General features: G+C 67.0%; 11 protein-coding genes. 8 read left to right on the top strand and 3 right to left on the bottom strand.

All coding sequences use genetic code 11. The annotated features are described in order from the left end of the window. Positions 1 to 102 precede the first annotated feature (102 nt). From ACPTTC_RS18005 to dprA, 3 genes are all read right to left on the bottom strand, one after another. On the bottom strand, positions 103 to 2,700 hold the full coding sequence (locus tag ACPTTC_RS18005; RefSeq protein ID WP_423393257.1) for a DNA topoisomerase III: 2,598 nt from the start codon (positions 2,698 to 2,700) through the stop codon (positions 103 to 105). Between the two features lie 193 nt (positions 2,701 to 2,893). Then, the gene (locus ACPTTC_RS18000; RefSeq protein ID WP_011353575.1) at positions 2,894 to 3,274 is read right to left on the bottom strand and encodes a thioredoxin family protein; all 381 of its coding nucleotides are present in this window, start codon (positions 3,272 to 3,274) and stop codon (positions 2,894 to 2,896) included. Positions 3,275 to 3,310: 36 nt separating this feature from the next. Continuing rightward, positions 3,311 to 4,657, bottom strand: coding sequence for a DNA-processing protein DprA (dprA, locus tag ACPTTC_RS17995; RefSeq protein ID WP_423393256.1), 1,347 nt, complete (start codon positions 4,655 to 4,657; stop codon positions 3,311 to 3,313). Positions 4,658 to 4,842: 185 nt separating this feature from the next. Here dprA and def point away from each other — a divergent pair, with 185 nt between their 5' ends. The 8 genes from def (at position 4,843) to esaR (ending at position 13,386) form a co-directional block, all read left to right on the top strand. Then, positions 4,843 to 5,346 (top strand): peptide deformylase, encoded by a 504-nt coding sequence (gene def, locus ACPTTC_RS17990; RefSeq protein ID WP_174388625.1) that lies wholly within the window; start codon positions 4,843 to 4,845, stop codon positions 5,344 to 5,346. A gap of 34 nt (positions 5,347 to 5,380) precedes the next feature. Further along, on the top strand, positions 5,381 to 6,364 hold the full coding sequence (fmt, locus tag ACPTTC_RS17985) for a methionyl-tRNA formyltransferase (protein ID WP_423393255.1): 984 nt from the start codon (positions 5,381 to 5,383) through the stop codon (positions 6,362 to 6,364). Positions 6,365 to 6,484: 120 nt separating this feature from the next. Next, positions 6,485 to 7,120 (top strand): LysE family translocator, encoded by a 636-nt coding sequence (locus tag ACPTTC_RS17980; RefSeq protein ID WP_423393254.1) that lies wholly within the window; start codon positions 6,485 to 6,487, stop codon positions 7,118 to 7,120. 100 nt (positions 7,121 to 7,220) lie between these two features. After that, positions 7,221 to 8,078 carry a zinc metalloprotease HtpX gene (htpX, locus tag ACPTTC_RS17975; protein WP_011353570.1) on the top strand — a complete coding sequence of 286 codons (858 nt, stop codon included), beginning with the start codon at positions 7,221 to 7,223 and terminating at the stop codon, positions 8,076 to 8,078. Positions 8,079 to 8,301: 223 nt separating this feature from the next. Beyond that, the gene (gene rsmB / locus ACPTTC_RS17970; protein WP_423393253.1) at positions 8,302 to 9,693 is read left to right on the top strand and encodes a 16S rRNA (cytosine(967)-C(5))-methyltransferase RsmB; all 1,392 of its coding nucleotides are present in this window, start codon (positions 8,302 to 8,304) and stop codon (positions 9,691 to 9,693) included. Beyond that, positions 9,690 to 10,280 carry a DUF4390 domain-containing protein gene (locus tag ACPTTC_RS17965; RefSeq protein ID WP_175971083.1) on the top strand — a complete coding sequence of 197 codons (591 nt, stop codon included), beginning with the start codon at positions 9,690 to 9,692 and terminating at the stop codon, positions 10,278 to 10,280. The genes rsmB and ACPTTC_RS17965 overlap by 4 nt, the downstream gene beginning before the upstream one ends. Further along, positions 10,270 to 12,684, top strand: coding sequence for a sensor histidine kinase EsaS (gene esaS, locus ACPTTC_RS17960; protein ID WP_423393252.1), 2,415 nt, complete (start codon positions 10,270 to 10,272; stop codon positions 12,682 to 12,684). The genes ACPTTC_RS17965 and esaS overlap by 11 nt, the downstream gene beginning before the upstream one ends. Continuing rightward, positions 12,685 to 13,386 (top strand): response regulator transcription factor EsaR, encoded by a 702-nt coding sequence (esaR, locus tag ACPTTC_RS17955; RefSeq protein ID WP_423393251.1) that lies wholly within the window; start codon positions 12,685 to 12,687, stop codon positions 13,384 to 13,386. Positions 13,387 to 13,407 lie beyond the last annotated feature (21 nt).

The following is a 13,407-nucleotide window of genomic DNA, read 5'->3' as shown; positions in this document are numbered from 1 at the left end:
CCGCCGGAAAAAAGAAAAACGCGGATCGAGCAATCGATCCGCGTTTTTTATGGCTGCCTGCCGAAGTTCGGCATGGCCGGGAGAACCCCGGCCGTCAGGCCGTTACGAGCCCGTCTTGCGCGCCGTCGTCTTGCGGGCGGCGGTCTTGCGAGCCGGTGCCGGTTTCTCTTCGGCGCCTTCCGTCACGGTTTCGGCATCTTTCGTCGCCGATTTTGCCGTCTTCTTCGCGGCAGCGGCTTTCGGTTCCTTCTTCTCGAACTCGAAGCCGATCTTGCCGTCGGGCTGCTTCACGAGGAATGCCTTGAAGTTGCGGCCCGTGCGTGATGACTTGAAGTTCGGCAGCAGATCCGTGCGGCCGTCGGCAAGCAGCTTGCCCATCTGCTCGCGCGCGATTTCCTGCTGCAGGATCACCTTGCCCGAGCGGAAGTCGCAGGTCTTCGGGTTGGCCACCGAGTGCTCGCACACGTAGCTCATCCCGTGCTCGAACACGCGGCCCTTGCATTTCGGGCACGCGCCGACCGGCTCCTGCCCGGAGAAGTCGGGCGCCTCGCCTTCCTCACCGCCGGTGTCCTGGCCGAAGTCGAACTCGAGCTTGTAGTTCTTCGTCTCGTCGTCGAAGGACAGCTTGAGGATCGCCGAGAACGGGCGGCCCATCTTGCTGCGGAAGCCGGACAGCGGGCCGATCGTCTTCTCGCGCAGCAGTTCCTCGACTTCCGCGATCTCGAACTGCCGGCTGCCCGGGATCTTCGAGATCGAGAACTCGCACTTCGTGCACGCGAAACGGCGGTAGTTCTCCTTTACCTGGCCGCCGCAGTTCGGGCACGGTGTCTCGAGCGTCGCGTAATCGCCGGGGATCGTGTCGGAATCGTATTCCTTCGCGCGCTTGACGATCTGCTGCGTCATGCGGGCGATTTCCTGCATGAACGCTTCGCGCCCGAGGTTGCCGCGCTCCATCTGCGACAGCTTGTATTCCCATTCGCCGGTGAGTTCGGGCGCGGTGAGTTCCTTCACACCGAGCCCGCGCAGCAGCGTCATCAACTGGAATGCCTTCGCGGTCGGGATCAGTTCGCGTCCTTCGCGCACGAGGTATTTCTCGCCGAGCAGGCCTTCGATGATCGCCGCGCGCGTGGCCGGCGTGCCGAGCCCCTTCGCGGCCATCGCCTCGCGCAGTTCGTCGTCCTCGACGAGCTTGCCCGCACCTTCCATCGCGGACAGCAGCGTCGCTTCCGAGTAGCGTGCGGGCGGCTTCGTGACGAGCGCGACGGCGGCGATTTCGTCCGTCTTCACCTTCTCGTCCTTCTGCACCGGCACCAGGTTCGCATCCGCGCCTTCGGCATCGCGGCCGTATACCTGCAGCCAGCCCGGCTCGACGAGCACCTTGCCTTCGGTCTTGAAGTGATGGCCCGCGACTTCGGTGATCCGCGTCGTGACGCGGAATTCGGCGGCCGGGAAGAACACCGCGAGGAAGCGCTTCACGACCATGTCGTACAGCTTCTGCTCCGGCTCGGACAGCGACTTCGGCGCCTGCAGTGTCGGGATGATTGCAAAGTGGTCGCTGATCTTCGAATTGTCGAAGATCCGCTTGTTCGGCTTCACCCAGCCCTTGTCGAGCACCTGCTTCGCATGCGGCAGGTAGTTGTTGCTCTCCTTGAGCATCTCGAGCGTGGACTGGACGGTCGAAAGATAGTCTTCCGGCAGTGCGCGCGCGTCGGTACGCGGGTAGGTCAGCACCTTGTGCTTTTCATACAGTGCCTGCGCGAGGCCGAGCGTGTTCTTCGCGGAGAAGCCGAACCGGCTGTTCGCTTCGCGCTGCAAGCTCGTCAGGTCGAACAGCAGCGGCGACAGTTGCGTCGACGGCTTCGATTCCTCGGAGACCGTGCCGACCTGGTCGCGACACGCGGCGACGATCGTTTCGGCAGCCGGCAGGCTCCACAGGCGGGAGTCGCGCTTTTCCGGATCGAATTCGTCTCGCTTGAATTTCGGGTCGAACCACTTTCCCTCGTAGAAGCCGCCCGCGCATGCGAATTCGGCCTTCACTTCCCAGTAGTCGCGCGGGATGAAGCGGCGGATTTTCTCTTCGCGTTCGACGACGATCGACAACGTTGGCGTCTGAACGCGGCCAACTGTCGTCAGGAAGAAGCCGCCGCCCTTGCTGTTGAACGCGGTCATCGCGCGGGTGCCGTTGATCCCGACGAGCCAGTCGGCTTCCGAGCGGCAGCGCGCGGCGTCGGCGAGCGGCAGCATGTCCGCGTCGCTGCGCAGGTTCGCGAAGCCGTCGCGGATCGCTTGCGGGGTCATCGACTGCAGCCACAGGCGCTGGACCGGCTGTTTCGCCTTCGCGTGCTGCGCGATCAGGCGGAAAATCAGCTCGCCCTCGCGCCCCGCGTCGCATGCGTTGATCAGGCGGTCGACATCCTTGCGCTTCAACAGCTTGGTGAGCACCTTGAGGCGCGACTCGCTTTTTGCGATCGGGTTCAGGTCAAAATGCGGGGGGATGACGGGCAGATGCGCGAAGCTCCATTTCCCGCGCTTGACCTCGTACTCTTCCGGGGCGGCGATTTCCAGCAGGTGGCCGACAGCGGACGAAAGGACGAAATCGTCGCTCTCGTAATACTCGTCATGCTTGGTAAAGCCGCCCAAAGCGCGTGCGATGTCGTTCGCGACAGAAGGCTTTTCCGCAATGATCAGTGCTTTGGACATGACAGGTGTGTGTTGGTAGACCGGGTTCGCCGGTTGTGGGTCCCTTTTACGACCGCTTTATAGCACACGCCGCAGCGATGGCGGCTCGGCGTGCAAAAAGCGGCTCATCATAGAGGGGGGGCGCAACGGCGGCAAGCGCCCGGCGCGGCGGGGTGCGCAAATACGCGTGAAACCACCGGGCCGGCTCGCGAATTCAGGCTTCGACGGCCAGGACGTTGCGCAATTTCGGCGCGTGCGGCGCGCCGGGTACCGCGCTCAGGTCGGACAGCATCCGCTCGACGATCGCCGCATGCGGCAGCACCGTGCCGAAGAAGCGGGCGGTGTGGGTGTCTTCGATCAGGATCGTCGGGAAGTTCTCGACGTCGAGATCGTCGAGCTGGTCGGCATGCGTTTCGATGTCGATCCAGGCGAAGCAGGCGTCCGGATGCGCGTCGGCGAGCTGGTCGAAGGCCGTCCGGTAGTCGCGGCACGTGCCGCACCACTCGGCGCACAGGCAGGCGACGAGCAACGTGCCGGGATCGGCGAGGCGCTCGGCGATCCGATCCGCATCGGTGTCGAGATTCAGCGCGGGCATGGGTTTCCTTGGATATCGTTGGCGGCCTGGCCGCCCCTATGCGGGGGAATGTAGCACGCCATGCACGGGCGAAGTGCGCGCCGCGTCAAGCCGTGCGAAGCGTCCGCCGGGCAGGCTGGCGACGCGCCCGGCCAGTTCCAGCGCAAGCAGCGCGCGGTGCAGCACGTCGTCGGACAGGCCGCTATGCTCGGCGAGCCATTCGTAGGTAACGGGGCCGTATCCCAATGCGGCAAGCACGGCCTGTTCGGATGGGGTGCCGGGAAGCGGTGGCGCCGGCGGCGGGGCCTCATCCCGGGCGGGCGTGGCGGCCGGAACGGGGTCGCCAATTTGCATAAGCCCGGCAGCGGCACGCCGAGGGGCGGCTTCGGTTTCGCGGAGGTCGCCGGTGTCCGCGCAGGAGTGCCCGGAACACGCCGCACCGCCCGCCGCGCCGGCTTTCGATTCGCCCAGCCCGTATTCCTCGAGCACGTCGAGCGGCGCAGCCGTCAGCTTCGCACCGTCGCGGATCAGTGCGTGACAGCCTTGCGCGAGCGGCGCATGGATCGAGCCCGGCATCGCGAACACGTCGCGCCCCAGTTCATTCGCGAGCCGTGCGGTGATCAGCGAGCCCGAGCGCGGCGCGGCCTCGACGACGAGTGCGCCGATCGCGAGCGCGGCGATCAGCCGGTTGCGCTGCGGGAAATGTGCGGCGCGGGCAGGCGTGCCGAGCGGCCATTCCGACACGATCGCGCCGTGTGCGGCGATCTCGTGGGCGAGCGCGCGGTGCCGCGCCGGATAGACGAGATCGGCGCCGGTCGCGATCACCGCGACCGTGCCCGACCGGCCGTCGAGCCCGCCACGATGCGCGGCGCCGTCGATCCCGAGCGCGAGGCCCGACACGATCGGAAGCCCGGCGTCGGACAGTTCGCGTGCGAAGCGCGTCGCGTCGGCGAGACCTTGCGGCGTTGCGTGACGGCTGCCGACCACGGCGAGACTGCGCGCGTGCAGCAGGTCGAGCCGGCCCTTTACATATAGCAGCAGCGGCGGATCGTGCAGGTCGCGCAGCCGCGGCGGGTAGGCCGGATCGTTCAGCGTGACGAGCGCATTGCCCGGCGCATCGAGCCACGCGAGCGCGGCGTCGGTGCGCGCGTCGAGATCGTCGCGCTCGCTCGCGCGTACGGCCAGGGCGGCGGCGGCGCTGGTTACCGCGGCGATGGCGTGGTCGGACGCACGCAGCAGCGCGTCCGGCGCGCCGAACGCATCGAGCAGTGCCTGCAGCACGGCGGGGGCGAGGCCGGGCGCATGCGCGAGCTGCAGCCACGCGCGCACGGCGGAGGTGGTCAGCGCTTGCGGCGACATGAGGCGCCCCTCGAATGCGGCGGCCAGCGAACCGCGTGGCGCCATGATAAAATTTTCATCATCCGAAATACTCGACAGGGCCGCGCGCGCAGGCGCCCGGCCAATTGCAGGAGGCATGATCCGCGGCATTGATTCGCCGCGCGTCCGCCTCATCTTCATTGCATCCCGGCGGCAGCGCCAGCCGGCCGGATGGCCGATGCGGCACGCCGCCCCACCGAATACCGAACGCCATGGCTTTACTCAATATTCTTCATTACCCCGACAAGCGGCTGCACAAGGTCGCGAAGCCCGTCGACAAGGTCGACGACCGGATCCGCAAGCTCGTCGCCGACATGGCCGAGACCATGTATGCGGCGCCGGGCATCGGCCTTGCGGCCACGCAGGTCGACGTGCACGAGCGCGTGATCGTGATCGACATCTCCGAGGAGAAGAACGAGCTGCGCGCGTTCATCAATCCCGAGATCGTGTGGTCGAGCGACGCGAAGCAGATCTATGAAGAGGGCTGCCTGTCGGTGCCCGGCATCTACGACGAAGTCGAGCGTCCCGATCACGTGCGCGTGCGCGCGCTCAACGAGCAGGGCGAGACCTTCGAACTCGACTGTGAGGGCCTGCTGGCCGTGTGCGTCCAGCACGAGATGGATCACCTGATGGGGCGCGTGTTCGTCGAATACCTGTCGCCGCTCAAGCAGACGCGCATCAAGACGAAGATGAAGAAACTCGAACGCGCGATGTAACGCGCGTTCGCCCAGCTCGAACCCGAACGCTGTCATGACCCATACGTTGCGCGTAGTTTTTGCCGGCACGCCGGAATTCGCCGCGGCTGCCCTTGCCGCGATCCACGAGGCCGGTTTTCCGGTGCCGCTCGTGCTCACCCAGCCCGATCGCCCTGCCGGGCGCGGGATGAAACTGCAGGCGAGCGCGGTGAAGCGCTACGCCGTCGAGCACGGGATGCCCGTCGCGCAACCGCCGTCGCTGCGCCGCGCGGGCAAGTACCCGGCCGAGGCGGCCGACGCGATCGAGCTGCTGCGCTCGACCCCGCACGACGTGATGGTGGTCGCCGCATACGGCCTGCTGCTGCCGCAGGAAGTGCTCGACATTCCGCGCCACGGCTGCATCAACATTCATGCGTCGCTGCTGCCGCGCTGGCGCGGTGCCGCGCCGATCCACCGCGCGATCGAGGCCGGCGACGCCGAGACGGGCGTCACGCTGATGCAGATGGACATCGGCCTCGACACCGGCGCGATGATCGAGGAAGCGCGCATCGCGATCGCCCCCGACGAGACGACCGCGACGCTGCACGACCGGCTCGCCGCCGAAGGCGCGCGACTGATCGTCGACGCGCTCGTGCAGCTCGAGCGCGACGGCGTGCTGCCGGCGACGCCGCAACCGGCCGACGGCGTGACCTATGCGGAGAAGATCGGCAAGCACGAAGCGGCGCTCGATTGGCGCAAGCCGGCCGACGTGCTCGCGCGCCAGGTGCGTGCGTTCGATCCGTTCCCGGGCGGCGTCGCGACGCTCGACGGCGCGGCGATCAAGCTGTGGGCGGCCGAGCCCGTGGCGGCGCGCGGCGATGCGGCGCCCGGCACGATCGTCGAAGTCGCGCCGGAAGGCGTGGTCATCGCGTGCGGCAGCGGGGCGCTGCGCGTCACGCAGTTGCAGAAGCCGGGCGGCAAGCGGCTGCCCGCGCGCGAATTCCTGGCCGGCTCGCCGCTCGCCGCAGGCCAGCGTTTCACGCTGACCGACGTTGCCTGAAGCGGCCTGACCGCCATTCGACACGGCCTGCCGCGCGTGCGCAATCGGCCGGATGGCCGAGTCGCGCGGCGCGGCAGGCGCGCGTAGAATTTCCTTGCGCTCTCCGGTTTCGAGGTTTTCATGTTCGGCATCACCCATTTCGGCTTCTTCGTGCTGGCAGTCTTCCTGCTGAACGTCACGCCCGGCCCCGATACGGCCTATATCGTCGGCCGCAGCGTCGCGCAGGGCCGCGGCGCGGGGCTGATGTCGGCGTTCGGCATTTCGGCCGGCTGCTGCGTTCACGCGCTCGCCTGCGCATTCGGCCTGACCGCGCTGCTCGCGGCGTCGGCTGCCGCATTCACGGTAATCAAGCTGGTCGGCGCCGCCTACCTGATCTACCTCGGCGTGAGAATGTTCGTCGCGAAGCAGGCGGCCGAGCCGTCGGGCAACGCGGCCGCACAGGCCGCGAAGCCGCTTCGCCAGCTGTTCATGCAGGGCTTCTGGACCAACGTGCTGAACCCGAAGGTCGTGCTGTTCTTCGTGTCGTTCTTTCCGCAGTTCGTGTCGGCCGACAGCCCGCACAAAGCATGGGCGTTCCTGACCCTCGGCGGCGTGTTCGTCGCGATGAGCACGGTGTGGACCAGTCTCGTCGCGTGGGTCGCGGGCAGTGTCACGGAGCGCTTCTCCGGCAAGCCGGGCGTCAAGAAGTGGCTCGACCGCACGGTCGGCAGCGCTTTCGTCGGCCTCGGCCTTCGTCTTGCAACATCGCAACGCTGAGATTGAATTTTTCCGGCAAGACCTTATCTAACAAATCGCTTACAATTTTCCGTCGCGCCCTTTGATGCGCGGCGGGTCCCCTGACGGATAAGGAGTGGGTATGTTCAATTGGGTCAAAACGGCGATGCTGATGGCCGCGATCACGGCCCTGTTCATCGTGATCGGCGGGATGATCGGCGGCTCGCGGGGCATGACGATCGCGCTGCTTTTCGCGCTCGGCATGAATTTCTTCTCTTACTGGTTCTCGGACAAGATGGTGCTGCGCATGTACAACGCGCAGGAAGTCGACGAGAACACGGCGCCGCAGTTCTACCGGATGGTGCGCGAGCTGGCCACGCGCGCGAACCTGCCGATGCCGCGCGTCTACCTGATCAACGAGGACGCGCCGAACGCGTTCGCGACGGGCCGCAACCCCGAGCACGCGGCAGTCGCCGCGACGACGGGCATCCTGCGCGTCCTGTCGGAGCGCGAGATGCGCGGGGTGATGGCGCACGAGCTCGCACACGTGAAGCACCGCGACATCCTGATCTCGACGATTACCGCGACGATGGCGGGCGCGATCTCGGCAATCGCAAATTTCGCGATGTTTTTCGGCGGGCGCGACGAGAATGGCCGGCCGGCCAACCCGATCGCGGGTATCGCGGTTGCATTGCTCGCGCCGATCGCCGGCGCGCTGATCCAGATGGCGATTTCGCGGGCACGCGAGTTTGAGGCCGATCGCGGCGGCGCGCAGATTTCCGGTGATCCGCAGTCGCTCGCGACTGCGCTCGACAAGATCCATCGCTATGCGGCGGGCATCCCGTTCCAGGCCGCCGAGCAGCATCCGGCCACCGCGCAGATGATGATCATGAACCCGCTGCACGGCGGCGGCCTGCAGAATCTGTTCTCTACGCACCCGGCCACCGAGGAGCGCATCGCGCGCCTGATGGAGATGGCGCGTACCGGCCGCTTCGACTAAGCCACGGCACACCGTGCGGCAGTTGCCGCGCGGGGGCCGCCACACCACCCCGCACGCTTCGCGCTGCGGGGTGTTTCATTTGTGCGTGCGGTAAAGGGGCCAAAGGGCCTGCAGCGTCGCACGCTACAATGCCCGGTTTGGGATCGCAGGGCTCGCGATCCCGCCGTTTGCCGCATTGGTTTGCTGTGCCCGTTTGCCGCGCTTGTTTGCCGAATTTGCTCTGATGACACGAACCCGTTCTACCGCTCCGTCTTCTTCCGGCCGCCCGGCGCGCCTGTCCGCGCTGCATCTCGCGCCTGATTCGCTCGGCTTCGCCCTCGATGCGGCCGCGCAGGCGGTCGATGCGGTGCGGCGCGGCACCGCGCTGCCGGCGGCGCTCTCGGCGGTATTTGCGCAGATGCCGTCCGATGCGCAGGCATTCGCGCGCGGGGCGACGCAGGACGTCGCATACCGGACGATGCGCCGCCTCGGCAGTGTGGACTGGCTGATCGGCCGGCTCATCAGCAAGGCGCCGCCCGCACATGTACAGGCGGTGCTCGCCGGCGCGTTGGCGCTGCTGCTCGACCCGGCGGACGAGGCCGCGTATCCGGCGTTCACGGTGGTCGACCAGGCCGTGACCGTGATCGGTGCGCGCCGCGAATGCGCGTTCGCGAAGGGGATGGTCAACGCGGTGCTGCGCCGTTTCCTGCGCGAGCGCGACACGCTCGTCGCAGCGCTGCAGGACGATGTCGTCGCACGCTGGAACTACCGCGCGTGGTGGGTCGATTCGGTGAAGCGCGCTTGGCCCGATGCATGGCAGGCGATCCTCGCGGCCGGCGAGCAGCAGGGGCCGCTGACGCTGCGCGTGAACGCGCGTCGCGCGAGCGTCGACGCGTATCTCGATACGTTGCGCGCCAATGGGATCGAAGCGACCGCGATCGGCCGGCATGCGGTGCGGCTCGCGTCGGCGCGACCGGTCGATCGCATTCCGGGGTTTGCCGACGGCGTCGTGTCCGTGCAGGACGCCGGCGCGCAGTTCGCAGCCGAATGGCTCGGTGCGCGCGACGGCATGCGTGTGCTCGATGCATGCGCGGCGCCCGGCGGCAAGACCGGCCATATTCTCGAACTGGCCGATGCGGAAGTCGTCGCGCTGGAAAGCGATGCCGCGCGCGCGGCACGGATCGGCGAGAACCTCATGCGGCTGTCGCTCGAAGCGGACGTGCGTGTCGGCGATGCGGGCGCACCCGACGCGTGGTACGACGGGCGCCCGTTCGACCGCATCCTCGCCGATGTGCCATGCTCGGCGTCCGGCATCGTGCGTCGGCACCCCGACATTCGCTGGCTGCGCCGCGAGGCTGACATCCCGGCGCTCGTCGCGGAACAGCGCCGCATCCTGTCGGCGTTGTGGCCGCTCGTGAAGCCGGGCGGCGAACTGCTTTACGTGACCTGTTCAGTCTTCCCCGAAGAAGGCGAATTGCAGGCCCGCTGGTTTGAAGCGGTCTGTGAAGATGCGGTACGATTGGACGCCCCCGGCCAGATGCTGCCGGGCGGAGTGCAGGGAGGGGCGGCCGCCGGCGCGCTCGACCAGAACACCGATCACGACGGATTTTTCTACGCGCGGTTTCAGAAACGGTGACGATCAAACACCTTTTTCCACTTCGGCTCGCGGCCGCCCTGATGGTCGCGTTGACGCTGTGCCTGGCCGTCGTCCGGCCGGCGCAGGCCGAGTCGATCGCCGTGCAGCGCGCGTCGCTCCAGTCCGATGGAAGCGGCTGGGCCCTCGACGCCCGCTTCGATTTCGAACTGAACCCGAGCCTCGAGGATGCCGTCAACAAAGGCATTCCGCTTTATTTCACGACCGACTTCGAGTTGAGCCGTGCGCGCTGGTACTGGTTCGACGAGCAGCCGGTGGCGGTGACGCAGACGATCCGCCTGTCGTTCCAGCCGCTCACGCGCGAGTATCGCGTGTCGACGGGCGGCCTGCAGCTCGGTTTCCCGTCGCTGAAGGACGCGCTCGCGGTCGTCAGGCACATCACGTCCTGGCACGTGATCGACCGCAACCAGGTGCGCGCCGGTGAAACCTACACGGCATCGGTGCGGATGCAGCTCGATACGGCGCTGATGCCGAAGCCGTTCCAGGTCGATGCCGTGAACAACCGCGACTGGACGCTCGGGTCGGACTGGAAGCGCTTCAACTTCACGGTGACCGAACGTGCTAAATAAAGTGCGCCGCGCGGCCAGCGGGAAGAGCTTCCTCGTTCGCGTGATCGTCTCGACCGTCGCGCTCACCGCGCTGTTGCTGCTCGTGCTGCTCGCGGCCGCGAGCGCGAATACCGAATTCTTCGATCGCTACTACTCGTGGCTGTACGCGACGAACATCGTCGTCGCGCTCGTGTTCCTGCTCGTGGTGCTCGGGCTGATCGGGATGATCGTCGTGCGCCTGAGGAAGGGCAAGTTCGGCACGCGGCTGCTCGCGAAGCTCGCGGTGTTCTTCGCGCTCGTCGGCGTGGTGCCCGGCGGGATCATCTACATCGTGTCGTACCAGTTCGTGTCGCGCAGCATCGAGTCGTGGTTCGACGTGAACGTCGAGACGGCGCTGACGGCCGGCCTGAACCTCGGCCGCGGGATGCTCGATGCTTCGCTGTCCGATTTGCAGACGAAGGCGCGGCTGATGTCCGACCAGCTCGCGAGCGTCGATGCGAACACGAACGGCACGACGCTCACGCTGCTGCGGATGCGCGACCAGTTCGGCGTGCAGGACGCGACGATCGTCGAGCCGAGCCGCGGCGGCTCGGGCGCGGCCCCCGACCTGCACATCGTTGCGCAGGCGTCGGGCAATTTCGCCGCGCTGATTCCGGACGACCTGCCGACGCCGCTGATGCTGAACCAGGCGCGCGAACACGGCGCGTACGCGGCGATCGAGGGTGAAGTCGACGGCGACCCGCGCGCACACGGTGCGAAGGGGGCGCTGCGGTTGCGCGTCGTGCGGCCGATTCCCGATGCATCGACGTCGCTGCTGCAGCCGGCCGAGCGCTTCCTGCAGCTCACGCAGCCGGTGCCGCCCACGCTTGCCCACAACGCGGATGCCGTGCAGCGCGCGTATCGCGAGTACCAGGAAAAGTCGCTCGGCCGCACGGGGCTGCGCAAGATGTACATCGGCACGCTGACGCTTGCGCTGTTCCTCGCGACCTTCATTGCGATGATGCTCGCGCTCGCGCTCGGCCAGCAGCTCGCGCGGCCGCTGTTCCTGCTCGCGCAGGGCACCAAGGAGATCACGGAAGGCGACTACACGCCGAAGCGCGAGATCAAGACGCGCGACGAGCTCGGCTTCCTCACGCAGTCGTTCAACGCGATGACGCGCCAGTTGTCCGAGGCGCGGCTCGCGGTCGAGAAGAACCGGGTCGCGCTCGAGCATTCGAAGACGTATCTCGAGAGCATTCTCGCGAACCTGACGGCCGGCGTGTTCGTGCTCGACCGCCAGTTCCGGCTGACGACGGCCAATCGCGGGGCCGAGCGGATCTTCCGGCAGCCGTTCAACGCGCTGATCGGCACGACGCTCGACCGGATCGGCGTGGCCGCCGGGTTCGGCGCGATGGTGCGCAAGGCGTTCGCCGATCGCGAGGCGGCGTCCGACGGCGCGAGCGGCGACGGCGGTCACTGGCAGCAGCAGTTCGCGATCGAGCTGCCCGGCGAAGCCGATCCGCTGACGCTGCTCGTGCGCGGCACGCGCCTCGTGTCGACGGTCGAGGGGCAGGCCGACGATCCGCAGACGTCCGGTTACGTGGTCGTGTTCGACGACATCTCCGACGTGATTTCCGCGCAGCGTTCGGTCGCGTGGGGCGAGGTCGCACGCCGGCTCGCGCACGAGATCAAGAATCCGCTGACGCCGATTCAGCTGTCGGCGGAGCGGCTGCAGATGAAGCTGTCGGACAAGCTCGCGCCGTCCGACGCCGATGTGCTCAAGCGCGGCGCGACGATGATCGTCAACCAGGTGGCCGCGATGAAGCGGATGGTCGACGATTTCCGCGAATACGCACGGACGCCGCCGGCGGTGCTCGCGAATCTGCAGTTGAACGAACTGGCGAGCGAGGTGCTCGGGCTGTACGGTGTGGGCGAAGGCAAGAGCGCGATCGTCGCCGAGCTCGCGCCGTCGCTGCCGGTGATACGCGGTGACGCGACGCAACTGCGCCAGGTGATTCACAACCTGCTGCAGAATGCGCAGGATTCGGTCGCGGAATCGGCGCATCCGCGTGTGTTGATTGAAACCAAGACAGTAGAATATGGCGATCCCGACGCCGAGGGCAAAACGCGCGTCGCGGTACGTCTTACCGTGTCCGACAACGGGCCCGGTTTTCCGGCGCGCATCCTGACCCGCGCGTTCGAGCCTTATGTGACGACGAAGGCGAAGGGCACGGGTCTGGGGTTGGCCATGGTCAAGAAAATCGTCGATGAGCACGGTGCGCGGATCGATCTGCGCAATCGCATGCACGGCGAGACCGTCGAGGGTGCGCAGGTGTCGATCCTGTTCCTGCAGATGGCGAGCGATGCGCCAGGCGCCGAACCAGGCGCGCAGGACGGGACGACACCCGCCAAGACAAAAGCAAGTGAGCAGACAAAGGCAGCGTAAATGGCAACCATCCTGGTGGTAGATGATGAAATGGGCATCCGGGAATTGCTCTCGGAGATCCTCAGCGACGAAGGACACGTCGTCGAGGCGGCGGAGAACGCGCAGGCCGCGCGGGAATACCGGTTGAATCAGGCGCCCGATCTCGTGCTGCTCGATATCTGGATGCCCGATACCGACGGTGTGACGTTGCTCAAGGAGTGGGCAGCGCAGGGGCTGCTGACGATGCCCGTGATCATGATGTCCGGGCACGCGACGATCGATACGGCCGTCGAGGCGACGAAGATCGGCGCGCTCGATTTCCTCGAGAAACCCATCGCGCTGCAGAAGCTGCTGAAGTCCGTCGAGCACGGCCTCGCACGCGGTGCGGCGCCGGTGTCCGCGAACGCGGCAGCGAGGGCCGGTGCGGGGCAGGCAGCGGGGCCCGCGGCGGTTGCGTCCGCGGCTGCGCTGCCGACGCTCGGCGACGACATGGCCTCGGCACTCGGCCTCGCAGGCCAGACGGCCGCGATTCCGTTCGACATCCCGTTGCGCGAAGCGCGCGATGCGTTCGAGCGCGCGTACTTCGAATATCACCTCGCGCGCGAAAACGGCAGCATGACGCGCGTCGCGGAGAAGACGGGCCTCGAGCGCACGCACCTGTATCGCAAGCTCAAGCAGCTCGGCGTCGAGCTCGGCAAGAAGCCGTCCGAAGGCGCCGCATAAAATATTTTGCGAAAGTACTTG

The sequence above is a fragment of the Burkholderia mycopellens genome (assembly GCF_964265025.1).
Taxonomy (GTDB): domain Bacteria; phylum Pseudomonadota; class Gammaproteobacteria; order Burkholderiales; family Burkholderiaceae; genus Burkholderia.
This window is presented reverse-complemented; position numbering and strand designations above follow the sequence as displayed.

Coding starts and splice junctions, on each gene's coding strand:
- ACPTTC_RS18000 (WP_011353575.1), bottom strand. CDS start 3,274: ATGCCCGCGCTGAATCTCGACACCGATGCGGATCGGATCGCCGAGCGC.
- rsmB (WP_423393253.1), top strand. CDS start 8,302: ATGACACGAACCCGTTCTACCGCTCCGTCTTCTTCCGGCCGCCCGGCG.
- htpX (WP_011353570.1), top strand. CDS start 7,221: ATGTTCAATTGGGTCAAAACGGCGATGCTGATGGCCGCGATCACGGCC.
- ACPTTC_RS18005 (WP_423393257.1), bottom strand. CDS start 2,700: ATGTCCAAAGCACTGATCATTGCGGAAAAGCCTTCTGTCGCGAACGAC.
- dprA (WP_423393256.1), bottom strand. CDS start 4,657: ATGGCGCCACGCGGTTCGCTGGCCGCCGCATTCGAGGGGCGCCTCATG.
- esaR (WP_423393251.1), top strand. CDS start 12,685: ATGGCAACCATCCTGGTGGTAGATGATGAAATGGGCATCCGGGAATTG.
- fmt (WP_423393255.1), top strand. CDS start 5,381: ATGACCCATACGTTGCGCGTAGTTTTTGCCGGCACGCCGGAATTCGCC.
- def (WP_174388625.1), top strand. CDS start 4,843: ATGGCTTTACTCAATATTCTTCATTACCCCGACAAGCGGCTGCACAAG.
- ACPTTC_RS17980 (WP_423393254.1), top strand. CDS start 6,485: ATGTTCGGCATCACCCATTTCGGCTTCTTCGTGCTGGCAGTCTTCCTG.